The following is a 23,190-nucleotide window of genomic DNA, read 5'->3' as shown; positions in this document are numbered from 1 at the left end:
TATGCAGACCGAATTAATTATTGTCAGTGAATACTGTCACAAATGTCATATTGAGCCTTCATTCATCGACTTGTTGGAAGAGGGCGGTTTGATTAACGTACATACCGAAGGTGGTGAACATTATCTGCTTTTGTCGGAACTCCCGAACGTGGAGCGTTACAGCAGAATGTACTACGACTTATCCATCAATATGGAAGGTATCGATGCTATTCATCATTTGCTGGAAAGGATGGAAGATATGAGACGCGAGATGAGTTCGCTTCGCAAACAACTTCTACTGTACCGGGAACGGGAAATAGAAGATATGGACTGGTAAAAAAATAGAGCCTCTGTTTGATCCGAACAGAGGCTCTATTTATAGTAAACGGAGGTTCTGATTCATTCAATCAGAGCCTCCGTTTTTTCAGGACGTTTGCACGGTCGTCAACTTATCCGATATACGTACAAATCTCTTCCAGATAGCGTGCGTCGATGGTGTCGAAACTATCCAGTGCATCACTGTCAATATCCAGAACTCCAACGACTTCACCCTGTTGGATGATCGGTACTACTATTTCCGATTTAGAGTCCGAACTACAAGCGATGTGTCCGGGAAATTGTTCTACATCAGGAACAATCAGTGTCCGGACCTCTTTCCAGGCTGTGCCGCAAACTCCTCTGCCGAAGCGGATGCGGGTACAGGCAATGGGTCCCTGAAACGGACCAAGTACGAGTTCATCCTCTTTCACAAGGTAAAAACCTACCCAGAAGAAACCGAAAGTCTGTTTTAGCGCTGCCGCAATGTTGGCAAGATTGGCTATGAGATCTGTTTCCGTACTTACTAGAGCGTGCAGTTGCGGAAGTAACTCCCGGTATTTCTCTTCCTTATTTCCTGTATTGATTAATAAATTTTCTGCCATCTCTTTTCTATTTGATTTGATTCAGGATGCTCGGGTCTTTTATCTTATCGTCTTCTGCAAAGAAGATAATCTTAGTCAATATCTCGGCTGTCTTCGGATCTTCATCTACAAAAGGCAGGAACAGACGTCCGCGATTTTGCGAATGTACCGGAAGGACGGCAATCTGCGCGCCGCCTTCCTGATGAATCACGCCGCTGCCCAGATGGATATTGTATTTACCCAGTTTGCCTTCAATGTGGGCAAAACTTCCTTTTATCTTCACGTTCTTGAAATGGAACAACGGCATTGTCAGTTCCACCAGCACGCTGCGCATCTCGATGGTAGAGTGGCTGGTTTCCGGATCGACGCTTCCGGCATGGGCTACACTTACTGCCAAGTCTACGTCCCTCATCACTTCCGAGAAGATGACAGGAGGAATCTCCGAGATTTTCATCAGCTTGTAATCCTTGCGGTTGTGGAAGCAGACATATTCTAATGTCGGAGCTTCGATGTCGGCCGGAGAGAACCAGTCTGCCATAGCATAGATGGTGGCGATGATGTTCTCTTTGTAATAGATCTTTTGAAGACCGTCTTCATAGTCGGCTACCCAGCGACGGCCTTTCAGTACGGCAACCGTTTTCTGCGGTTGAATCTGATTGCCGGCGTAACGGCGGGATTGAGTGGCTTCCACTTCTTCCGGAGTCGGAACATAGAGCTCACGGAATACCTGTTTGAAAGGTTGGCGGATTGCTTTATCGAACAGAAATTTCTGATAAGCATGCCAGTCACCGCTTGCGTACAAGTCTGTGGGATGGGCGATGCGTAACTCGTCTTTCGGTTTTAACGGGAGGCAAATGGCATTTACAGTCACCAGCAATCCATCGGTGTAGAAGCCCGTCTGTCCGTTACAGATAAAGACAAGATGTTTCAACAATGGCCAGATGACAGGGTTTTGCATCAACTTGCGCAATTCGTTTTCTTCAAAACGGGTACAGTCTTCCATCGCCTGTTCCAGCATCACGCGGGAACGGGTGTACTGGTCTTTCAGCTTTTTGTGTACCGCTTTCAGTTCTTCTATATACGGATGTTTTTTCAGTTTGGCAGGCATACTGTTGAGCTCTTTGCCGTCTTTGATTTGCCTCATCTCCGATTTGCCTTCCTCGTTGATTTGTACATACACTTCTACGCCGTCTATCTCTTTGGGAGACAGGTAGGGGAGAAGTTCTTTGATTAGTTCCGTTTCCATGCTCCAAGTCAGACGGGTAACGTCTCCATAGCCGGAGTTACGCGCCAGGTTTTGCAGGGCGATGTTTACCGCTTTCTTTTCGCTTTCCTGTCTTTGAGCACCGAATTCCTTACTCTCTTTCAGGAACTTTTGCAGGTATTGATAACGATCCAGCAGTTCTTTGTCCGGTTTCCGTCCCAATGGGATGAGGCCGTAGCTCATCAATAAGTCTTTGTTGCGTTTGGCTATTATTTCTTTCTTTACATCTGCCGCCTTTACTGCGCCGTTGGTGGCATCGGCAAACTTGCGGGCACGGGTATGGCTATTGCTGCATGAGATATATTTGGCGGCATTGTAGACCACTTCGAAGCGTTGTTTGCCAATTGTCTTAAACGCATCCTTGAACCAGTCGATATCAAAAGCGCCTTCCCTCAAGTCTTCCACGTCGATAGGAGTGTAGCGGGCGATGATCGCTTTCTTCTTGTCGTCACATGTTTCATTGGTATGGGCATGGAAATAATAGGCAGCACTTGTCAGTCCTTTCCAGCCTATTGCCTTTTCGGTCAGTTCAATCCATTGCGGAGCAAACATGGCGGCTTCTACCAGTCGCTCGTCACTGATTTCGGCTTGCTTCGCCAGTTTCTTCAGATTTTCGCTGGTATCTGTCGGCAGGGGATGGCAAGCATGGAGCAAGCTGCTCAATACGCCTCGCTTGGTACTGCCCCAGTTGTAGCTGTCGCGTATGAAAGTATCTTTGCCGAATGCTTGCAGAATGTGGATAAATTTGTCCGCTCCATAAATATAACTTAATTCCTCTGCAAGGCTGGTAACTTGTGTCTCGGAGTCTCCTCGTTTTAGTTCGATTTCAAGAATCCGGTCTACTATCTTCTGTGCAAGAGAACGGAAGAGAGAGAAATCGACATTTTTGATGTCGGCGTATCTTTCTTTTTCCTTATTGAAACGAACATTGTCGTTCAATACCGTGGTGATTGCCTTGATCTGGGCGGGCGAGCTGATACGTCCCATCATTTCGCGGTATACTTCTTCTGTCGGGATGATTCCGAGCATCCATGCACGGGCGAAGTCCGTGGCATGAAGGTAAGAGTCTGTTTCCTCCAGTTCGGGTGTGTGCTCCATGTAGTTGGTGAGCTTGTAAAGTTGATAGCGCACCGTGAAGTAGCGGATAAACAGATCATCACTCATGGGCTTTTGAGGCATTTCAAGCCAGAAATTCACGAACTTGTTGTTATGTATCGGGTAAACGATCTCTTTTTCTCCATATTCCAGTTTGTCCCGAAGCCATGCATGCTTGTTGGTGTACTGACGGAAAATGTTTTTGGTGTTCAGCAAAGGCAACAGTTGGAGCAGCATATTGACAGCCAATCGTTGGTAGACTGCTTCGTCTTTATACTCGTATGACAATGCTTCGATAATATCACTCATCTGTTCGTAGTAAGGCATCTTGCGGAGCTCCTTCTGCAATCCGCGGTAAGTGATGCCGGCATACATCCGGTTGACAAGCGGCTCGAAAGTATTGCTTGATTTCTGGTCTGCCTTGATGTCTTCCTCATCCTCTTCATCGTAGTCGTCATCGTCTTTAGGAGTGCCTGTCGATGCAAGCATGAAACTCATCATCAGTAATTTGTCATAGCTTCCTATTTCTTCTTCGTAGAAGGTCTTCCATAGTTCCGGGAAACCGAGTCCGCTCAATCCTCCGTAGTTACTCCAGTTTATCAGGACACTGTTTCCTACCAGGCGTGCTTCTCCGTATCCATTCTTGAACTCTTCGTTCTTATAGGTTTCGATGTATTTGCTTAGTTTTTTAAATACAAGTTTAGCCCTTCCGAAACAAATGAATTCGAATGCTTTTTTCACGTTGAATCCTTTATCCTGGGTAATCTCCGGCAGACTGACTTCAAGAGCCGGGTCGTACAGACCGAATCCGTTATCTTTCGTATAGTGCTGTACGGTGCTCTTTTCCGTTCCGTCGCCAATCAAAGATTCTATCAACACTCTTTCTTTCGCGTTCGGTTTCTGAATTTCTTTGACGGTGGGGATCAGTTCCAGATAGGTATCTTGCAGGAATTCTATATTGTGGATAGTCTTCATCATATCCAATCCGGCCAGGCGGCGTTCGGCCACTTTGTCCGTTAGTAAGCGGCGGATGCTGCCGGACAATTGTTCTTTCGGCTGTTTCATCAATAGATTGATGGCGTTGATACGCATCTCACTATATTTGAAGCGCAGCAACTCTTCTACTTTCTGATTCTGTTCGGGCGACAGGGTCATCTCGGACAAGACTTTGTAGGCTTCGTCACGGACGTCCAGTGAACGGTCGCCCAGTGATTGCAACACATATTCTTCCTGTAAATGGCTAGTCGGTGGATTTAATACGACACCGATATAGCCTGCCCGCATATAGGTATCCAAAGAGGGCAGACAGGTGCAAAGATCGTCTTTCAATGCAGAGTCGTTGGTCATCCAGGTAATATACGCCATCTTGAGAACGATTTCCGAACGGGTGAGCTCTGCACTGTCCCATGGGAATACATAAGGAGAATAAATCTCTTTGGCAGAGATGGACTGATAGACGTTTTTCAGATATCCATAATGGCGGATCGCCTCTTCTTTGCTATCAAAATAATCATAGAGTGACGGGGCGTCCTTATGTCCTCCGTATCGGCTAAGATAGAGTCCGGACAGATACAGCGGCAGGATAGCCGCCACTACCGACGGTTCGTTGTACCATTTTTCAAAAGCATCTTTACTGATGCGGTGGTTCATGCCGGAGTATTGCGTACAGCGTAAAAAGTAAAGTAATGTCTGTACCTGATATTTGGCACCGTCTTTAATCATTCCCGGAACGAGTGCCTGGATTTCTTCCGTATTATAGAATCCGATACTCCATAGAGCCAGATAGAGTTCGACTGTATCTTTGCTTTGGAGGGCTTTGCGTGCTTCTTCCCGGTCGTTCAGAAAACGGCGGATCAGTTCCACATATTTGTTGGTGATACGCTCGCTGCTGTCTTGTTCTCCGATACCCGTGCTGACTGCAATGCCGCGTTTCACGGAGGCAAATCGTTGCAGGCCGTTGTCGCAGATAACCGAGAACAGATGGAGATAACTTTCGGGACATCCTTCGTCCATCGTTTCCACGATAGCCTGACGGAGACCTTCCTGCAGTTTGGCTGCCAGCAGTAACTTCCCTTCCAGTTCCAGCAGCGGGCGGTAACCGCTCACTGCGATAGCCTGGAGATGTCCTTGATTGAGGCGGTTGGCATTATTTTCGCTGGTCAATACGTTGTTGAGGTGTTCAATGACAGTCTGGTTGCCTTCTGCTATTTGGGCGGCCATCCAGTTTGGGCAGTTCATCGCATCCTTGTATGTCTCTATTTCTTCCGGATTGTTTCCTCCGTTCAGTATGGCTTGTTCGCTGAATCCGGTGGCACGTAGTTTTAGAAATTCCGTCAGCGCATCTATGATGTGACTGAAATGCAGAAGAGGGTTCGTCGACCGCTGTGACCGGCGCGAATATCCATGAGTGTACGGACACCGTGCTTTGAGTTTCAGATAGGTGTGGAACAGGTTAGCGTATTCGTCTCCCAATAGATAACGGAGCACTTTGTTCAACTTTCCGTCGAAAAGATTGGCAACACTCTTAATTTTTTCTTTCTGAATAATATGTATGATGCAAGGCTCTAGTTTATCGCTGTATGCGCCATACCGGGTGTCCATGTTGAAGTATTGCATAAATACATCCAACAGTGTCATTGTCTCTTTGTCTAAACTGGTTCTCTTTTTCGTTAACCTTTCCAGGTACGGAGCAATCCGTTTGTTTAATGCTTCATTATAAATAAGTCTCATGATTATTTTCGTTTTAAGTGTGTTTATAAGAAAATGATTACCAAAGTCTTCCCGACAGCATGGCCAGCCGGATGAAAGTGATGGTAGATTCTTCTTTGAGTCCGGTGGGAGAGGATAAGTCTCCAGTTTCCGTATCGTCAATGAAGATACGGAAAATTCCGTCCTCGTAAGATTGCAGGGCATTGGTGATTGCTTCTACTTCTGCGGCAGGTTTGCCGTTATAGTTTACTGCAAACCCAACTTTACCGGAAGTTGCTTTATTTTCCACTTCTTCCTGCGTGAGGTATTTCAGTACTTCGCTTTGTTGCAAGCGTTCATTATATTCACTGACTTGCCAACTGACGATGGCTTCAATCAACCCCTGTACATCGACAGGCGGAACAGGAAAATCGACAGGAATCTTTTCGATGCTGCACTTTCGCTTTCCTAACTGTTTGACTTGGATATATACTCTCATATTCTCTTTATTGAGTGATCTGAACACTTGATGCTATAGCATTCAGATCGGTTTCGGCTTCTTCATCATAGACAAGCATGACAATGGTAAAAGTTCGTTTCTTACTCTCTTGGAAATAGTGTAATACAATTTGTTGTATATCTTCTCCCGGCTCATCAGGAGCTCCGATGTGCAGCGGATTCGTGATCTTTGTCATGGGGAGTCCGTTCATGTTGACATCGGTCTTTTTATAGTCTTCTGATGGTTGCCCTTGTGCATTTCGCGGGAGAGTGAGCGATAACTTCTTTATATGTTCAAACTCTTTTTGTGTATCGTAGGTAAGGGCTGTAACCGTCAGTTGGTTGGCACCATTAACGAGCTTGAGTAACGGAGGTTGTGCGTTGGGAGTTAATCCTTTCGCTCCTGTTATTTTCCTCCAGTTAGTAGGATACTGGCAGCTGAAATTTGTTTCTGCGTCGTAATAAGAAAGCCACGTATCGTTATTGCCTGCCGGAACGTATGGAGGATATTGACTGGTAGAGGAACTGTCGACAGTCTCCATGTCCGATTGGTTGCTATCTTCGTTTTCTTCTTCCAGTTCACCATTCAGATAGGCTTCTACAATACCGCTTTCCCATTCGCCGCGTATGTCTTGATAAAGAGGGGGAACGTTCTTGCAAAGTATCAAGAAGCTGAACAGGAAAATGCAAAAGACACCAAGCTCTCCAAGGATTGAAACGGTGCGTTGCGCATCAGCTTTTTCAAATTTATAGCTGCACACATAGATGATTCCCAGTAGGAAACCGCTTAATAACCCGCCAATATGTGCGGCGTTATCAATCCCCGCTTTCATGCCGTAAACCAGATTGTAACCGACAAAAATAAGGATACTGGTCAATAATGCTTTCCGTTGTTCCTTTGCGATGCGATGGAAGAACAGGAAGGCGAGGAATATACCGTAAAGTCCGAAGATGGCTCCGGAGGCTCCGGCACTGATTGTCTCGCCGTGCATATAAAGACTGAATGCCGCCGAACATAGTCCGGTCAGTAAATAAGACATGAACATACGACGGCTTCCTATCAGTCCTTCCAGTAGAAGTCCTACATACATGAAAGCATACATATTCATCAGGAGATGAAAAGCTCCGATGTGTATGAAGTTACAGGTCACTGCACGCCACCAGTCGCCTGTTAGTGTCAACGGTCCGAAGTCGGCTCCCCATTTCAGCAGTGATAAGGTGGAAGGAGACATGATTCCCACTCCGGATGCAACCATCACAATAAATACAAGGATGTTGAGGTCTATCAGGATGGGCGTTGCCATAAAACCTTTGCGGGGAATGAAGAACGACCAGAAAGAGTTCCTCTTCTTTTCTTCCTCCAAATAGGCTTTCTCTTCTTCTGTGAGCGGACGGTTATACTCTTCCTCGAAATCTTTAGCCTTTTGGGTCAGCTCTTCCGGGGTAAGGGATACTTTTATATCCTCCATCGTCTCCCGTAGTTTTTGTATGTTTTTTCTGTTCTTTCCATAGTCTACAAGTTGTATGGAAGAAGATTGGCTGCGGACAGCTACTTCTCCGTCGCTTCCCTGTTCTATGGTAAAGGTTATTTCCTCTCCACGGGAATACATATTGAACGGAACCTCGAATCGTGCTCCTTCCAGAGTCACTTCCTCGATATTCCACTCCAGCTTTTGCGAAGCTTCGAGAGCCAGTATAAGGATTTCTGTTTTTGATAAACCCGGTAAATGCAGTTTGTCGTTATATGAAGGTTTGAGTGCCATATTTCTATTCTTATATAGAGTCGTCGATTAAAAAATTACTGATCTCACTGACAAATGTATAGAATAATAATGAAAAATAATAGAATGTGACAAATAAAAAAGCATCCACTTCGTAAGAAGGGATGCTTTTATGAGATTTGATAGATGATTTATTATTTTTTGTAGAAAGCCAAGTCTTCTTTATCAAAGTTTTCGATGAAGTTTGAGTGCTTTTCTACTTCCGCTTCTGCATAGTTCAAATATACGTGTGCAGACTTGGAGAACAGTTCGGAAGACTTGCTGGCATCTTGGATCAGCAGGTGGCACATGATAATGTCGGCAGCCATTTCCACCAGTTTGCGAGCGGTGAAGTCAAGCAATTCCTGGTCTTGTACTTCTTTCACTGCATTGGTGCTTGCTTCGAATTTGTCAGCCATCTTTTTCAGGCGAGACATCAGCGGTTCCATTTCCGGTGAGCAAGGAATGGCTTCGAACTCGCGGATAGTAGCGATGTAAGAACCATTGGTCACGTAACGGATAGCGGCTACAGTCTGCAACTGGGTAGTTCCTTCGTAGATGCTGGTGATACGTGCGTCGCGATAGATGCGTTGGCAAGCATATTCCATCATGAAACCTGAACCACCGTGAATCTGAATACAGTCGTAAGCGTTTTGGTTTGCATATTCAGAGTTCATACCTTTAGCCAGCGGAGTAAAGCTGTCTGCTAATTTAGCATATTTCTTCTGTTCCTGGCGTTCTTCCGGAGTCAGTTTACGTTCGCGGGCGATGTCATCCAATGCTTTGTAGATGTCAACATAGCGAGATGTTTGATACAGTAAAGCACGTCCGGCATCCAGTTTACCTTTCATGATAGCCAGCATGTCATACACAGCCGGGAATTCGATAATTGCTTTTCCGAACTGCTTACGGTCTTTGGCATAAGCCAAACCTTCATTGTAAGCTGCCTGGCTCAATCCTACAGATTGTGCGGCAATACCTAGACGGGCACCGTTCATCAGAGCCATTACGTATTTAATCAAACCGAGTTTGCGGTCACCGCAAAGTTCGGCTTTTGCATTCTTATATACCAGTTCGCAAGTAGGAGAACCGTGGATACCGAGTTTGTTTTCGATACGACGTACGTTCACGCCACCCTGACGCTTGTCATAGATGAACATGGACAAACCACGACCGTCTCTTGTTCCTTCTTCCGAACGTGCCAGTACGAGGTGAATATCTGCGTCACCATTTGTGATGAAACGTTTCACACCATTCAGCAACCAGCATCCGTCTTTTTCGCTGTAAGTAGCTTTCAGCATAACAGATTGTAGGTCGGAACCTGCGTCCGGTTCTGTCAAGTCCATAGACATCGTTTCGCCTTGGCAGATGCGCGGGATAAAGCGGCTGTGTTGGTCGGAGTTACCAAACTCATAAAGGGTTTCGATACAGTCTTGCAATGACCAGATGTTTCCGAAACCTGCGTCGGCAGCAGCCACGATTTCTGCGCACATGGTGTATGGGGTGATCGGGAAGTTCAGACCGCCGAATTTGCGTGGCATGGTCATACCGTTCAAGCCGGCTTTCACCATTGCGTCCAGGTTTTGTTTGGTTCCTGAAGCATATTCTACGCGACCATTGGCACAGTGAGGACCTTCTTCGTCTACACCTTCTGCGTTAGGGGCAATGATTTCTCCTGTGATTTCTCCGGTAATCTCCAACACTTTATCATAAGAGTCTACAGCATCTTCGAAGTCCATCGGAGCATAATCGAATTCATCTTTATCTCTGTAGTTGCGTTCTTTGAGTTCGCAAATACGTTTCATCATCGGATTGTTCAAGTGATACTTGAGTTCCGGTATGTCTGTATAATAATTGGCCATCTTTCCTTACTTGCTATTTTGTTTATAATACTTAATCATCTTCGGTACAACTTCTTCGATTGTTCCGTTGATTACATAATCTGCAATCGTATTGATAGGAGCTTCAGGGTCGTTGTTGATAGAGATGATGATACCGCTTTCCTGCATACCGGCAATATGTTGGATTTGTCCGGAGATACCGCAAGCGATGTAGAGTTTCGGACGAACCGTAACACCTGTCTGACCGATCTGGCGATCGTGATCTGCGAAACCTGCGTCAACAGCAGCACGGCTGGCGCCTACTTCTGCGTGAAGTTCTTTAGCGAGGTCGAACAACAGGTCGAAGTTTTCTTTCGAACCTACACCGTATCCACCGGCTACGATAATCGGAGAACCTTTCAAGTTGTTCTTTGCCTTTTCTACGTGGCGTTCGATTACTTTCACTACATAGTCCGTATCAGCCACATACTTTTTCACATCGTGACGGATCACTTCTCCCTGATAAGTCGGAGAGAGGATTTCTTTCTTCATCACACCTTCGCGAACGGTTGCCATCTGCGGGCGGTGTTCCGGGTTCACAATCGTAGCAACGATGTTACCGCCGAATGCCGGACGGATCTGATACAACAGGTTCTTGTAGGTCTTACCTTCTTTTTTGTCTTCGTGGTCACCGATTTCAAGTGAAGTACAGTCGGCAGTCAATCCGCTGGTCAAAGCAGAAGAAACGCGCGGACCGAGGTCACGACCGATCACAGTGGCACCCATCAGACAGATTTGTGGCTGTTCTTCTTTGAAAAGGTTCACCAGGATAGCTGTGTGAGGAAGTGAAGTGTAAGGGTAAAGTCCTTCGCCGTCGAAAACGTGAAGTTTGTCTACTCCGTAAGGAAGGATTTGTTTTTCAATATCTTTGAGGCCGGTTCCGGCAACCACCGCTTCGAGCTGACAGTTCAACTGGTTGGCTAACGAACGACCTTTGGTCAGAAGTTCGAGGCTGACGTCTAAAACGTTACCTTCTTCTATTTCGCAATATACAAATAAGTTATTCATGATTATCCGATGGTGTGGTTAGCTAATAGTTCAACAATCAGGTCTTCCACGTCACGGTCACTGCCGCTGATGGTTTTGCTCTCTTTAGCCTGGAACACGATGTTCTGGATGGCTTTCACTTTTGTCGGCGAACCGGACAGACCGCATTGTGCGAGATCACCGTTTACGTCGGCTACGCTCCATTCTGCCAGATTCAGATAATCGCGTTTGTCATACAAGTCTGTATAATCAAGATTGCCTTGTTGTTTTTCAGTAACAGTTTTGGCATGTTTGTATTTCTGAACCAATTTAGCGTTACGCGGACGGCAAGGAGCTGCAGAACCGTTGACAGTAATCACGATAGGCAACGGGCCTTCTACAGTTTCAACCCCACCGTCGATGTGGCGTTTCACCTTAATCTTACCATCGCCCACTTCCAGAATTTCTTCTGCGTATGTGATTTGCGTCAATCCCAGCTTTTCTGCTACCTGCGGACCTACCTGTGCCGTGTCACCATCGATTGCCTGGCGACCACCGATAATAATGTCACAGTCACCGATTTTGCGGATGGCAGTGGCAAGTGCGTAAGACGTAGCCAGTGTGTCTGCACCAGCAAAAGCACGGTCGGTTAATAAGTAACCGTTATCTGCACCACGGAAAAGTCCTTCACGAATAATGTCGGCTGCCCGTCCCGGTCCCATTGTCAGAACGGTTACGGTAGAGCCTGGATGAGCATCTTTCAATCGGAGAGCTTGCTCGAGAGCATTCAGGTCTTCGGGGTTGAAGATGGCGGGGAGTGCCGCACGGTTAATCGTTCCGTCGGCTTTCATGGCATCTTTCCCAACGTTACGTGTGTCGGGAACTTGTTTTGCCAATACAACAATTTTCAAACTCATGCTATAAATTTTAGTATTAGTATTTCTACAAGTTAGCAGCCAGTAGTCAAGTAGTAATCTCTTGCTATCCAAACTATCCGGTTAACTATCAGCTTGCAAATTTACTCAAACGCTTGGTTCTGACAAGAAATCCGAGTAAAAAATGCACAGGTTTAAGAATTTTGAGCAAAATAGGAGGGTTTTTATAGATTTAATTCAGGATTCCTCTTTAATAACTTATAATGAATGTGCATCCATAAACCTTTCATTCTTCTTCCTATTAAGTTGGTGATACTTTTACCCTCACACCCTCACCCTCTGGCTCAATCCATTTATTCATCGGGGTTGTAGGCGTGAGGGTAAAGGTGAGGGTAGGTGAGGGTAACTTTTTACCCTCACCCAAAACAATATTGGCATCACTTTATGTTTGTTTTAAAGTAACTGTTCTTGTTATGTATTCTCTTAGGTATTTATGCGTTAATGCTTAGTAGTTCTTTTGTTAAGCTCTAATGCTTTGCAAGGGCTCACCCATGTGAACAAAGCTGTTTACGTCTGTGAACGTTTTTGTTTACAACTGATAGCCTGTTTGTTCACAATGGTGAGCTCTTGACAACTATTAAGCAAAGACACATAAACAATAAGGGAAAAGCATATGAAATGCGAGTGTTTGTCAGATGAGATGCTTGCTTCCTGGAAGATGAATGTAAGAGTGATGATAACATGACTCAAACGTTTGGCTCTGATAAGAAAACCGAGTGCAAAATCCACAGGTTGAAGGATTTAGAATTATTTGATTAGTTCGTAATAATGTGCGTCTATGAAGTTCTCATTCTTGAAAATAGCCTTTCGCATCACTCCGGATTTTACAAATCCAGCTTTCTCCAATACGCGCATGGAAGCTGTGTTATGTTCGAAAACAAGTGCGAATATGCGTACTTTATCTGTATGCTCGAAATAATAACTGATTGCTTCTTTCAGGGCGTCAGTTACGATTCCCCGGTTCCAAAAAGGTTCTCCAATCCAGTAGCCTACTTCGGCATTAAAGCGTTCTACATCTGTACAAGGCATAAAACCAATGCTTCCGACTGCTTCTCCGTTTACTTCAATGCAAAAATCGTGAATACCTTCTTTGGCTTGTACTATAGCGAGAAAAGTTTGTGCATCTTCTTGAGCGTATGGATAGTGGAGGCCGTCACGACAGTTATCCCAAATCTTTTTATTATTGATGTATTGGGTTAATGACGCAGCATCTTCTGTTTGCCAGGTGCGGAGAGTATAGTTTTCCTTTTCTACAATGATTCTTGGTTCTTGCACCATATTGTCTGATATTTAAGGCTTTTATTAATGTATATTCAGCCATATTCTACTTTTAAGAGAAGTGCTTTACACCTCAAAAAAGAGGTAGAATGTGACTGAATCTATTTTATTGTTATCAATACTTTTATTGTATACCGATTTCGGCCAATCCCATTGGTTCTCCGTCATGGATCATCCGTGTTGCTTTCAATTGAACATAGCGGGCGTTAACCGGAGTAAAGTAAACCGATTGCAGAATCGGATTATTCTTTATATTGGAAAATTCATCTTTGGCTACTACCTGATTGACAGCATTACTCTCCGTGCCGACAGAGATTTCATAAGAACTGATTATTCCTTTATTATATTCACTCTGGTCGGGGAGATAATGGAATGAGGTGATTGTGCGTTCCTCTCCTAAATCAATCAATAATGTATTTCCGTTGACGAAGCAGGTGGTCTGATTGTTTTTATCCATACATTTCTGTGCTTCCTCCGCATTTACTCCGACGAGCGTGAACGGATAACTCTTCAACTCTTCTGCTTTTGCAGTATATGTATCGGAAGTCTCTCCTGCATAATAGGCTTCTATGTTATTGATACAGAGGCAAGCTCGCGAATCGGTAAAACGGACACGAATCTTATCTGTTGTGACTGTTTCGAAACGAAGAAGACGTTTATATCCGATAGTGGTAGTCTCCTCATTGAGCTTCACTGGGAGCCATTCGCCTGCCTGGTTATATTCTACAACGAATGATTTAACACGTTGTCCGAGAGGAATATACTCCTGCAACATTATGCGGTTAATCTTTTCCGTTTGAGGCAGGTCAAACTCGATTGTGGCAGAGTTGACGCCGTCATTGGTGGCCCAATAAGTATCATAATCACCATCGGTCACCGCTTTTGCAGAGAATGTTTTTCCCCGTTCGTCCGAGGCTTTGGGAGAAAGTCCTGCCAATAGGTTGTATGCCAGTTGCTTTTGTACGTTCTGGTAGAAGTTTACGGCGTTGGCGGAGTCTGTCGGATGGATCAGCCCGTCACGATCAACCGGGAAGTTGAGTAACAATGTTGCGTTATGACCTACGCTACGGTAATACAGATCGGTCAATGTATCTACTGTTTTCACACGGTCGTCTTCTTCCGGATGATAGAACCATCCTGGACGGATGGATACATCACATTCTGCGGCTACCCATTGGTTGCCGTCGGCATGCCCATATTGCAGTTCACGATATTTAGGGTAACCCGGATAAACTTCTCCGGCACGGAGAAAAGACCAGTTGGTAGCTCCTGCAAATCCGTTTTCGTTACCTACCCAACGGCAGCCCGGACCTCCATCCGAGAAGATAATAGCTTGTGGTTGCAACTCGTCGATCAATTTATAGGCTCGCGGATAATCGTAATAAGTTTTGCGGTCGATAGTACGGCTGTCTTTTGCTCCGCCATACCAGCCGTCTCCGCCATTGGCACCGTCAAACCAGATTTCAAAAACATCACCATAGTTGGTTAATAACTCGTTGAGCTGTTTATAGAAGTATTCTACGTATTCGGGAGAACCGTAGTTGGCTTGATGCCTGTCCCAAGGAGACAGATAAACTGCGAATTTAATGCCGTACTTCTTGCAGGCATCCGATAGTTCGCGAACGATGTCGCCTTTTCCGTCTTTATACGGGGTGTTACGGATGCAATATTCTGTCAGTTGAGTAGGCCAAAGGCAGAACCCGTCGTGATGTTTGGCTGTCAGGATCACTCCTTTCATTCCGGATTTCACAAAGGTTTGTACCCATTGCTCGCAATCCAGTCGGGTAGGATTGAATGTTTTAGGATCGGAATCACCGTATCCCCATTCGCGGTCGTTGAATGTGTTAAGTCCGAAGTGTACGAAAGCATACGTTTCCATTTTTTGCCATTCTACCTGCTTGGCTTCGGGAATGGGCAAGATAGCTTCCGGTGCTTTGACCGAATTACAGGCACTTAATAGAAGGAGGCCTGCTCCGAAAATGAGAAAGTGTTTTTTCATGGGGGTAATTTATTAGTTAATAAATGAATGTAAGAATCATCTACAACGTAATTCCGAATACAAAATAAAGTTGCTCTTCATAGGGGTTGGCTATTAGCTTTCCGAATATGGGCAGAGAGAAGTTGGACGTTATTTTGATTTCTTTCGTTGCGGATAATCCGATATTGACTACGTTGAATTTGTCGGAGTACATACTTTCCCAAGGGGTAAAACCTGCTTCGATACTCATGTTTACATCTTTCACGCTGAACGGATAACTCAATTCGCAATAGCTGGACCAGGCACGTTTTCCGTTTTCACGATAGTCGTTTCCGGCAAAGGTGGTGTACCAGCTGACTGATAATGGAAATTTCTCGCTAAGCATATATCCGGCTCCTACTTCAAAAGTATGTCCGGTGGAATGTGAATTGTAATTGAAGTATTTGAAAGGTTCTTCTTCTGTTTGGGTAAAATAGTTGTTGGCGTAAAGAGTCAGGTTTTTGTATTCGTACTCCAGTGATAAGTCTATTTCATTGTTCTTCTCACGAAATTCGGTAGAGCCCCATGCATAGACGGTCAGTCCTTTCCAGTTGAGGCCGAGCGAGGGTTGCACACTTGCATTGCCGCTGTCCATACCACGCCAGATATAGCTGCTCACAAAATCTGCGGTTACAAAAACTTCTTGTGCCTGTGCAAAGGCTGTACATAATAAGATGGCAATAAGTATTATCTGTTTTTTCATTTTATCGATTGTTTCTTCTCATTTTTGTTGCGCAAAGATACGTAATATATAGATAAATGATGACATATGAGGAAAAAAAGAAAGCGGTTGCAAATCTTGGATGGCATCATTGATTTATGCGGAAAAGTGTGGAGTTACTGCAGCACATTTCTCAAGTGCCATCCGCAGGGCAACCGGATACAGGCCGTTGGCAATCATTACAGAGATTCCCTGCCGTAAATTAGAACCGTTATGAGGACGGTTGATAAAAAATCGCTTAAATATGTATCAGGGAGATGTGAAAAGGCAACAGTTTACCGTTGAAATTACTGAATAACTATCTATTGGTTCCTTATTTCCTTTTTAAGAAAAGATATTGGCGATATACATTCTCTTTGGTTTTTGCAATAGGTATTATCTTTTTAGTCTTCCCATTTCCTGCGAAAGAGCGTTTCCAAAAAGAATTCAGGAGAGGACTTTCGCATCATACGTGTCGTTGTGCAGCAGGAAGAAGGAAACCGGTGCCAGCCTCCAAAAAATGGAAGAACGGCTTCCCACGCATTTCATGCGGGTCCACCGTTCTTATATTGTCAATCTTCGTAAGATTACTGAAATCTTCCGTCTCCGTATTATCTTTGATAAGAATACATATATTCCTGTCGGTGATAATTATAAAGAACGGTTTACGGAATATATCAGTAAACTAAGCTTTTCATAAATGATGAATGGGCGATGGCTCATTAATTATTTAATCCCCAGCTTTTTTGCGATTTCTTTGGGAAGGGCATCTTTGTGTACAAGAATATTCATAGTCTTGTAAGCAACGAAGGCTTTGGAAGCATACCAGATACCATTGTATTTGCCTGATTTACCCCAAGAATTCTTTACCATGAAGTATTCTTTTCCGTTTTGGTCTTTAGCGATACCGTAGATTACCATTCCGTGATCGTCTGTAGTTTCCCAATTGTCAAAAGCAACTTGGCGCATTTCTTGAGTGACGTCAATTTCCGGGCATGGTTTGGTTGTCATCATTTGACGTTTGTTAGCAGCAGACAGGCCGGTCCAGCGAGCCATATCCGAACCGGAAAGTTCAGATTCTTTGTTTACATCCGGCATAACGGCGATACCGTCACGTGTGAATCCCTGTTCGCTGACGTCGCTACCCCATGCAAAAGTATAACCTTTCTTTACAGCATTGTCCATCACAGCCATCAGTTCCTCGATAGGCAGGTTGTAGGACAATCCATTGCGCCAGTTATCCTGAATCTCGATTGCGAATTGAGAATAGAATGGATGGTGCGTGTAAGAAGTCAGTGATACATAGTCGTTATAATTCAATCCCAGTGATTCAGAAAAAGTCTTCGGAGTATATTCTTTGCCTTTGTATGTGAACTTCTCCGGACATGCTCCCAGATAAGTATCATAAATAGCGCTTAGTCCGTTTTTCCATACCGGAGTCAGTTTGCTCAACTTACCTTTCGCAATAGCATTGATGTAACCGGAAGCAACAGCATCCAGTTCGTTATGCACCGGCAACGTGTCACCGTACATGATACCCGGCATCACTTCTTGCGGAACAATACCATAATTCTTGATACAGTACATTACATCATAAAAACTTCCACCCGGAGAGAAAGAACTGTCACCATGATAACGTACGTAGTTTACTCCGCGATCTTGCATCGTTTTGTGTACGACAAACATTTCAGACAAGTCATACTCGCCTTTACCTAAACGAAGTAATTCTGATTCAACGAATCCGAGAGTTGAGAAACTCCAGCAAGTACTCGAACGATTTTGGTTCTTGATAGAAGTAATCGGGTTTTCTTTCACCGTCGTGAAAACAAAACCTTCTTCAGGTTTTGCATCTTGTGCCATGATGCTTAGGCTGAATAAGCCTAAAGCAGCAGTAAGGATTGTCTTTTTCATTCCTATGAAATTAATATTAAATTGTTTTGGCTACAAATATAGGAAAGTTTCGCCATAGATTACATAGGTTTACACAGATTAATTCACCACAGAGTACACAAAGGTTTTATATTTACCAGCGTGGAATAATCCGGCAACCGATACTCAAGTTATTCAGGTTTCCGGTGACGGAACGATTACTTGCTCCCCGTTGTGAGTATTTTTGATAAGCTCCCATAATACCGGCATCTATCTGGAAACGTTGTTCGGTCAATTCTGTAAGTGAAGCCGTCTTGGCACTGTTGTGCCAAGACGATGACACAAGGTAAAGCATGAAGTACAGGTTATTTCTTTTCTTCTTTCGGTGCTACTACATAATCTTCTTTGATAAACTCATCATACACACGTTTGGGATGATCGAATGGTGCGGTTCCATTCTTCTGTTCATTGAAGTTTTCCCGGCGGAATTGTTTCAGTTTCAGGTTATCTTCTGCATACTCTCTCAATTTCCTATGCTCATTTCCATAGAGCGAACTTTCAGTCACGTCAGAATTGAGCAGGTTTTCTTTGGGAGTAATAGTAGGTAGGAGCACTTGTTCCAACAGACCACGATAGGCACCGTTATATTCGCACCATACGATATCGTTGGTTACAAATATACGATAGGAGTACTTTGACCATGCGGTTTTGATTTCAATAGATGTAGCATAAATTTCAATGGTAGCTTCTGAACCATACGCCTGGTCACGGATCACAACGGTCGTCCGACCGCTCAGTTCTTCCTTCACGGAAGTTTGCCACTTATCAGAGTGTAAGATTTCTTCGATAATTTCCGGCAAATTTTCTTTAATCTCAAACTGTATTCTCATGGTGCTTGCCTGCGGGCAGGACTTTTTTGATTTTTTCCTCCTTAAACAATTAAGCTAGCCTAAAGTTACATAGATTGAAGCAAAAAAACAAGATTTTGTTTGAGAATTTGTTATTTCCGCCAAACTATCTGCCTTTTTCGTTTGTTTTTACTATAAATATGCACAAATCGTAAAAGTAAAGTTTATGCGGAACAGGGCCCGGAAGAATTATGTCATTTATGTACTGATGTTACTCCTGTTTGGAGGATTGATTTATGTTGCTATTGAAGAGGGTGACCGGTTTTCACACTATGCGATAAATGCGCAGAACATGGTACAGGGGAATCCATTCACTATGTTTCTCCAGTTTATACAGGACAATCTTCATCATCCGCTCACTACCTTATTGATTCAGATTATAGCCGTGCTGCTGATGGTGCGTCTTTTTGGCTATTTATTCAGCCTGATCGGGCAACCGGGAGTGATTGGAGAGATTGTTGCCGGTATTGTGTTAGGACCTTCCGTACTCGGCTTTTTCTTTCCGGATGCTTTTCATTTCCTTTTTCCGGCACATTCGCTTACCAATCTTGAGTTATTGAGTCAGGTGGGACTGATACTTTTTATGTTTGTCATCGGTATGGAGCTGGATTTCAGTGTGCTGAAAAATAAGATCAATGAAACACTGGTGATTAGTCATGCCGGAATTTTAGTCCCTTTCTTCCTGGGTATCTTGTCTTCTTACTGGGTGTACGAAGAATATGCAGCTGCCCAAACCCCGTTTCTCCCTTTTGCCCTGTTTATAGGTATTTCTATGAGCATCACCGCTTTTCCGGTATTGGCACGCATCATTCAGGAGCGGAATATGACGAAGACTTCTTTAGGAACGCTGACCATTGCTTCCGCTGCCAATGATGATGTGACAGCTTGGTGCCTGTTGGCAGTGGTGATTGCTATCTCCAAAGCAGGAAGTTTTGCCAGTGCACTTTATTCAGTGGGGCTGGCAGTTGTTTATATTGCGGTCATGTTTTTGGTCGTTCGCCCGTTTCTGAAGAAAGTAGGAGAAGTATATGCCAACCGGGAAGCAATCAATAAAACATTCGTGGCATTTATTCTGCTCATTCTTATTATTTCCTCTTGTCTGACCGAAATTATCGGTATTCATGCACTGTTCGGAGCCTTTATGGCAGGGGTAGTGATGCCGTCCAATCTGGGTTTCCGGAAGGTGATGATGGAAAAAGTGGAAGATATCTCATTAGTCTTCTTTTTACCTCTGTTCTTTGCCTTCACCGGATTGCGCACGGAAATCGGTTTGATAAACAGTCCGGAGTTGTGGATGGTATGTTTACTGTTGGTGACGGTTGCCATTGTCGGCAAGTTGGGTGGATGTGCCATTGCCGCCCGTTTGGTGGGTGAGTCGTGGAAGGATAGTCTGACGATAGGGACATTGATGAATACACGGGGATTGATGGAGCTTGTCGCTTTGAATATCGGTTATGAAATGGGAGTTCTTCCCCCGTCTATATTCGTAATTTTGGTCATTATGGCGCTAGTTACGACCTTTATGACTACTCCTTTGCTTCATTTGGTGGAACATATTTTCGTACGTCGGGAAGAAAAATTATCTTTGAAGCACAAATTGATATTTTGTTTCGGGCGTCCGGAATCCGGGCGTGTGTTGCTTTCCATTTATGATTTGTTATTTGGGAAGCAGTTGAAGAAAAATCATTTGATTGCAGCACACTATACGGTGGGCACGGATTTGAATCCGTTGAATGCCGAACATTATGCCAGCGAGAGTTTTGCTTTGCTCAATCAACAGGCAGCGAAATTGAATATCCAGGTAGATAACCATTATCGGGTGACAGACAAACTTGTACAGGAAATCATCCACTTTGTCCGTAAAGAACGTCCTGATATGCTGCTTTTGGGAGCCGGTAGTCATTATCGCTCGGATATGCCGGGAACTCCCGGGGCAATTTTATGGTTAACGCTCTTCCGGGATAAGATTGATGAGATTATGGAGCAGGTGAAATGTCCCGTGGCCGTATTTGTCAATCGTCAGTATCGGGTAGGCGCGGCGGTCAGTTTCGTACTTGGCGGAATGATTGATATGTTTCTTTTTTCCTATTTGGATAAGATGTTGCAGAACGGACATTCGGTACGCCTTTTCCTTTTTGATACGGATGATGAAGAGTTCCGTGGGCGCATTGACGATTTACAGGCGCGTTATCCGGAACAAACGATGATGGTGTGGTTTGTGGGAGTTGAAGATTTAGTGACTGAAGAGAAAGACGGGTTATTGATAATGAGCCATCTTTCTTATACGAAATTATCCGAGGATGAGGCTGTGATACGTGAATTGTCATCTTTGCTGGTAATCCGCCGGAATAAGAATACGGGAGATAAAAATGAAAGACTTGAAAATTGATGAATCTACGGGATTAGTGTTGGAAGGCGGGGGAATGCGTGGAGTATTCACCTGCGGTGTGCTTGATTATTTTATGGATCACGATATCCGGTTTCCCTATACGATAGGAGTGTCTGCCGGTGCGTGTAACGGGTTGTCGTATGCATCAAGGCAACGGGGACGTGCCAGGTACAGCAACATTGACTTGTTGGAGAAGTATGATTATATTGGTTTGAAACATTTGCTCAAAAAGCGTAATATACTCGACTTTGATCTATTATTCAATGAATTTCCCGAACATATTCTCCCTTATGATTATGAAACATATTTTGCTTCACCGGAACGTTTTGTGATGGTGACTACGAATTGCGTCACGGGAGAAGCCAACTATTTCGAAGAGAAAAAAGATAGGCACAGGGTAATTGATATTGTCCGCGCATCCAGCAGTCTTCCTTTTGTATGTCCTATTACTTATGTAGACGAGGTTCCCATGCTTGACGGAGGTATCGTAGATTCCATACCTCTGCAAAGGGCCATTGCGGATGGCTGCACGAAAAATGTCGTGGTACTCACCCGTAACCGGGGGTATCGGAAAGATTCGAAAGACATTCGTATCCCCTCGTTTGTATACCGTAAATATCCGAAGTTGCGTGAAGCGTTAAGTTGCCGGTGCGCTGTTTATAATGAACAACTGGAAATGGTGGAGCGTATGGAAGATGAAGGAAAGATTGTCGTAATCCGTCCTTTGAAACCTGTAGCCGTAGACCGCATCGAGAAAGATGTGCAAAAACTGACAGAGTTTTATCAGGAAGGATATGAATGTGCGAGAGCCTTACTTGAAGAATAAACAAGTCTTCATAGTTGAATAATAGATAGGCTCTCCATGCTTTTTTGTTTTTCTTGAATGTCAGATAAGATAATTGGACGTGTTCCCTTTTCATTTTGAATGGGTATATTGTTCAGCAGCCTTTTTTAGTTTTCTACCCATCAATTCTACCAGAGTCTTCGGATAAAGAATTTGTATTCCTTCGGCATATCCGAAGAATACTCGTTCTAACTCATGGTTGATGACGACTTCTATTTCCAGTATGACACTTCCGTCGGCCAATCTTTCCACCACTTGCTGGCTGCGATGTATAGGCTTGGTTATGATGTAAGGTGCTTCAGCAGCCGCTACCTTGAAACCTACTTTCTCCGCTATGCTTCCGGAGTTTTTAGTGACTCCTACCAGATCATCGAAGAACGTGTTTGGATCGAAGAACGTGTTTTTTATGTAATGTTCCTGTGGTAGAACTTCCAATGATTGTATTCTGTCCAAAGCTAAGTTTTGTAAGATCCGTCCGTTTCTTCTGACTCCATAAACGAACCACCGGTTGCGATATTCTTTTAATAGATAAGGATAAAAAATAAAGCTGTTGGCGGAGCGTGCCTTGAACGAACGATATTTGAGCTGTATCGGATGCTCGTTTACAATCGCGTGATAGATCGTATCCAGATAATCCAGTCCTTTCAATGATTCATTTTTTTCAAAGTCAATGACAGGAGTGGTTTTCATCCGGGCAGAAGCGACATGGTCTTCCAGGCGGTTGATAATATCGCTCATTTCCGTGAAATAGGAGAAACCCTTAAACTGCCGTAACACTTCCACTGCTTCCGACATCGTTTTCAGGTCTTGTTCATTCAGCGGGGTTTGTGTAATGCTGTATTCCGGATCTTCGTATTTATAATATTTATTTTCGTACACCACAATCGGAGCGTTATAACCCAGTTTCTCGCTACGCATCATCTGTATATCCATTTGTACCGTACGTTTGCTTATGCCTTTATCAATGCCTTCGTATTCATAAAGAGCATCTGAGCAAGCATCTACCAAATCTTCCAACGTCCAGCGTCGATAAGGATTACGCAGACAGTTATCAATTGTTTTATAACGGATTAAGGCATTTCTATTTGCTGGCATAAGTAGAAGAATAAAGATTTGCTTCAAAAGTAGAAAAATAAATTCAGGAAAACAAAGAGGTTACAGGTCTTTATTCTTGGATGATAAAAAGAAAATTCTTAGGATTTGTATCAAATTTGATATCCT

Annotated in this window: 18 protein-coding genes and 1 pseudogene; 5 read left to right on the top strand and 14 right to left on the bottom strand. The window is 44.0% G+C overall.

Features of this window, described 5'->3' with window-relative positions; all coding sequences use genetic code 11:
- Position 1: 1 nt before the first annotated feature.
- On the top strand, positions 2 to 316 hold the full coding sequence (locus I2I04_RS19060; protein WP_185911649.1) for a chaperone modulator CbpM: 315 nt from the start codon (positions 2 to 4) through the stop codon (positions 314 to 316).
- A gap of 112 nt (positions 317 to 428) precedes the next feature.
- Here I2I04_RS19060 and I2I04_RS19055 read toward each other — a convergent pair whose 3' ends face one another.
- The 10 genes from I2I04_RS19055 to I2I04_RS19010 form a co-directional block, all read right to left on the bottom strand.
- A complete protein-coding gene (locus I2I04_RS19055) occupies positions 429 to 899 on the bottom strand; it encodes a GAF domain-containing protein (RefSeq protein WP_195655688.1) in 471 nt (156 codons plus the stop codon).
- A gap of 7 nt (positions 900 to 906) precedes the next feature.
- Positions 907 to 5,967 (bottom strand): DUF4132 domain-containing protein, encoded by a 5,061-nt coding sequence (locus I2I04_RS19050; RefSeq protein ID WP_195655687.1) that lies wholly within the window; start codon positions 5,965 to 5,967, stop codon positions 907 to 909.
- Between the two features lie 37 nt (positions 5,968 to 6,004).
- Positions 6,005 to 6,424 carry a hypothetical protein gene (locus tag I2I04_RS19045; RefSeq protein ID WP_143259343.1) on the bottom strand — a complete coding sequence of 140 codons (420 nt, stop codon included), beginning with the start codon at positions 6,422 to 6,424 and terminating at the stop codon, positions 6,005 to 6,007.
- 7 nt (positions 6,425 to 6,431) lie between these two features.
- Positions 6,432 to 8,186: a rhomboid family intramembrane serine protease gene (locus I2I04_RS19040; RefSeq protein ID WP_195655686.1), complete on the bottom strand. Its 1,755-nt coding sequence runs from the start codon at positions 8,184 to 8,186 to the stop codon at positions 6,432 to 6,434.
- A gap of 152 nt (positions 8,187 to 8,338) precedes the next feature.
- The gene (locus I2I04_RS19035) at positions 8,339 to 10,045 is read right to left on the bottom strand and encodes an acyl-CoA dehydrogenase family protein (protein ID WP_143259345.1); all 1,707 of its coding nucleotides are present in this window, start codon (positions 10,043 to 10,045) and stop codon (positions 8,339 to 8,341) included.
- A gap of 6 nt (positions 10,046 to 10,051) precedes the next feature.
- On the bottom strand, positions 10,052 to 11,071 hold the full coding sequence (locus I2I04_RS19030) for an electron transfer flavoprotein subunit alpha/FixB family protein (protein WP_143259346.1): 1,020 nt from the start codon (positions 11,069 to 11,071) through the stop codon (positions 10,052 to 10,054).
- Between the two features lie 2 nt (positions 11,072 to 11,073).
- A complete protein-coding gene (locus tag I2I04_RS19025; protein ID WP_143259347.1) occupies positions 11,074 to 11,946 on the bottom strand; it encodes an electron transfer flavoprotein subunit beta/FixA family protein in 873 nt (290 codons plus the stop codon).
- Positions 11,947 to 12,711: 765 nt separating this feature from the next.
- Positions 12,712 to 13,242 (bottom strand): GNAT family N-acetyltransferase, encoded by a 531-nt coding sequence (locus tag I2I04_RS19020; RefSeq protein WP_195655685.1) that lies wholly within the window; start codon positions 13,240 to 13,242, stop codon positions 12,712 to 12,714.
- A gap of 124 nt (positions 13,243 to 13,366) precedes the next feature.
- On the bottom strand, positions 13,367 to 15,241 hold the full coding sequence (locus I2I04_RS19015; RefSeq protein ID WP_195655684.1) for an alpha-L-fucosidase: 1,875 nt from the start codon (positions 15,239 to 15,241) through the stop codon (positions 13,367 to 13,369).
- A gap of 40 nt (positions 15,242 to 15,281) precedes the next feature.
- Positions 15,282 to 15,962, bottom strand: a complete 681-nt coding sequence (locus tag I2I04_RS19010; RefSeq protein WP_195655683.1) for a hypothetical protein — start codon at positions 15,960 to 15,962, stop codon at positions 15,282 to 15,284.
- Between the two features lie 115 nt (positions 15,963 to 16,077).
- Between I2I04_RS19010 and I2I04_RS23320 the strand changes: the two are divergent.
- Positions 16,078 to 16,170: pseudogene (locus I2I04_RS23320) on the top strand (AraC family transcriptional regulator); the annotation flags it as partial.
- Positions 16,171 to 16,431: 261 nt separating this feature from the next.
- Complete coding sequence (locus I2I04_RS19005; RefSeq protein ID WP_317190150.1) at positions 16,432 to 16,659, top strand: LytTR family DNA-binding domain-containing protein; 228 nt, start codon at positions 16,432 to 16,434, stop codon at positions 16,657 to 16,659.
- Positions 16,660 to 16,685: 26 nt separating this feature from the next.
- Here the strand turns inward: I2I04_RS19005 and I2I04_RS19000 are convergent, their stop codons facing one another.
- The 3 genes from I2I04_RS19000 to I2I04_RS18990 form a co-directional block, all read right to left on the bottom strand.
- A complete protein-coding gene (locus I2I04_RS19000) occupies positions 16,686 to 17,870 on the bottom strand; it encodes an aminopeptidase C (protein WP_195655682.1) in 1,185 nt (394 codons plus the stop codon).
- A 112-nt stretch (positions 17,871 to 17,982) separates the two neighbouring features.
- Positions 17,983 to 18,183, bottom strand: coding sequence for a hypothetical protein (locus I2I04_RS18995; protein ID WP_229067572.1), 201 nt, complete (start codon positions 18,181 to 18,183; stop codon positions 17,983 to 17,985).
- Between the two features lie 10 nt (positions 18,184 to 18,193).
- Entirely contained in the window at positions 18,194 to 18,718 is a 525-nt protein-coding gene (locus tag I2I04_RS18990) for a hypothetical protein (RefSeq protein ID WP_143259352.1), read from the bottom strand.
- A 184-nt stretch (positions 18,719 to 18,902) separates the two neighbouring features.
- Between I2I04_RS18990 and I2I04_RS18985 the strand changes: the two genes are divergently transcribed.
- Entirely contained in the window at positions 18,903 to 21,125 is a 2,223-nt protein-coding gene (locus tag I2I04_RS18985) for a cation:proton antiporter (RefSeq protein ID WP_195655681.1), read from the top strand.
- Positions 21,106 to 21,951: a patatin family protein gene (locus I2I04_RS18980; protein WP_143259354.1), complete on the top strand. Its 846-nt coding sequence runs from the start codon at positions 21,106 to 21,108 to the stop codon at positions 21,949 to 21,951. The genes I2I04_RS18985 and I2I04_RS18980 overlap by 20 nt, the downstream gene beginning before the upstream one ends.
- Positions 21,952 to 22,041: 90 nt before the next feature.
- Here the strand turns inward: I2I04_RS18980 and I2I04_RS18975 are convergent, their stop codons facing one another.
- The gene (locus tag I2I04_RS18975) at positions 22,042 to 23,064 is read right to left on the bottom strand and encodes a helix-turn-helix transcriptional regulator (RefSeq protein ID WP_143259355.1); all 1,023 of its coding nucleotides are present in this window, start codon (positions 23,062 to 23,064) and stop codon (positions 22,042 to 22,044) included.
- Between the last annotated feature and the right edge of the window lie 126 nt (positions 23,065 to 23,190).

The organism is Bacteroides sp. 1001136B_160425_E2, assembly GCF_015559655.1.
GTDB lineage: Bacteria > Bacteroidota > Bacteroidia > Bacteroidales > Bacteroidaceae > Bacteroides > Bacteroides luhongzhouii.
The sequence above is the reverse complement of the archived record's forward strand: the minus strand, read 5'-3'. Positions and strand labels throughout refer to the sequence as shown.

Coding starts and splice junctions, on each gene's coding strand:
- I2I04_RS19030 (WP_143259346.1), bottom strand. CDS start 11,071: ATGAATAACTTATTTGTATATTGCGAAATAGAAGAAGGTAACGTTTTA.
- I2I04_RS19025 (WP_143259347.1), bottom strand. CDS start 11,946: ATGAGTTTGAAAATTGTTGTATTGGCAAAACAAGTTCCCGACACACGT.
- I2I04_RS19040 (WP_195655686.1), bottom strand. CDS start 8,186: ATGGCACTCAAACCTTCATATAACGACAAACTGCATTTACCGGGTTTA.
- I2I04_RS18990 (WP_143259352.1), bottom strand. CDS start 18,718: ATGAGAATACAGTTTGAGATTAAAGAAAATTTGCCGGAAATTATCGAA.
- I2I04_RS19050 (WP_195655687.1), bottom strand. CDS start 5,967: ATGAGACTTATTTATAATGAAGCATTAAACAAACGGATTGCTCCGTAC.
- I2I04_RS18980 (WP_143259354.1), top strand. CDS start 21,106: ATGAAAGACTTGAAAATTGATGAATCTACGGGATTAGTGTTGGAAGGC.
- I2I04_RS19010 (WP_195655683.1), bottom strand. CDS start 15,962: ATGAAAAAACAGATAATACTTATTGCCATCTTATTATGTACAGCCTTT.
- I2I04_RS18985 (WP_195655681.1), top strand. CDS start 18,903: ATGCGGAACAGGGCCCGGAAGAATTATGTCATTTATGTACTGATGTTA.
- I2I04_RS19055 (WP_195655688.1), bottom strand. CDS start 899: ATGGCAGAAAATTTATTAATCAATACAGGAAATAAGGAAGAGAAATAC.
- I2I04_RS19020 (WP_195655685.1), bottom strand. CDS start 13,242: ATGGTGCAAGAACCAAGAATCATTGTAGAAAAGGAAAACTATACTCTC.
- I2I04_RS19045 (WP_143259343.1), bottom strand. CDS start 6,424: ATGAGAGTATATATCCAAGTCAAACAGTTAGGAAAGCGAAAGTGCAGC.
- I2I04_RS18975 (WP_143259355.1), bottom strand. CDS start 23,064: ATGCCAGCAAATAGAAATGCCTTAATCCGTTATAAAACAATTGATAAC.
- I2I04_RS18995 (WP_229067572.1), bottom strand. CDS start 18,183: ATGCTTTACCTTGTGTCATCGTCTTGGCACAACAGTGCCAAGACGGCT.
- I2I04_RS19000 (WP_195655682.1), bottom strand. CDS start 17,870: ATGAAAAAGACAATCCTTACTGCTGCTTTAGGCTTATTCAGCCTAAGC.
- I2I04_RS19060 (WP_185911649.1), top strand. CDS start 2: ATGCAGACCGAATTAATTATTGTCAGTGAATACTGTCACAAATGTCAT.
- I2I04_RS19035 (WP_143259345.1), bottom strand. CDS start 10,045: ATGGCCAATTATTATACAGACATACCGGAACTCAAGTATCACTTGAAC.
- I2I04_RS19015 (WP_195655684.1), bottom strand. CDS start 15,241: ATGAAAAAACACTTTCTCATTTTCGGAGCAGGCCTCCTTCTATTAAGT.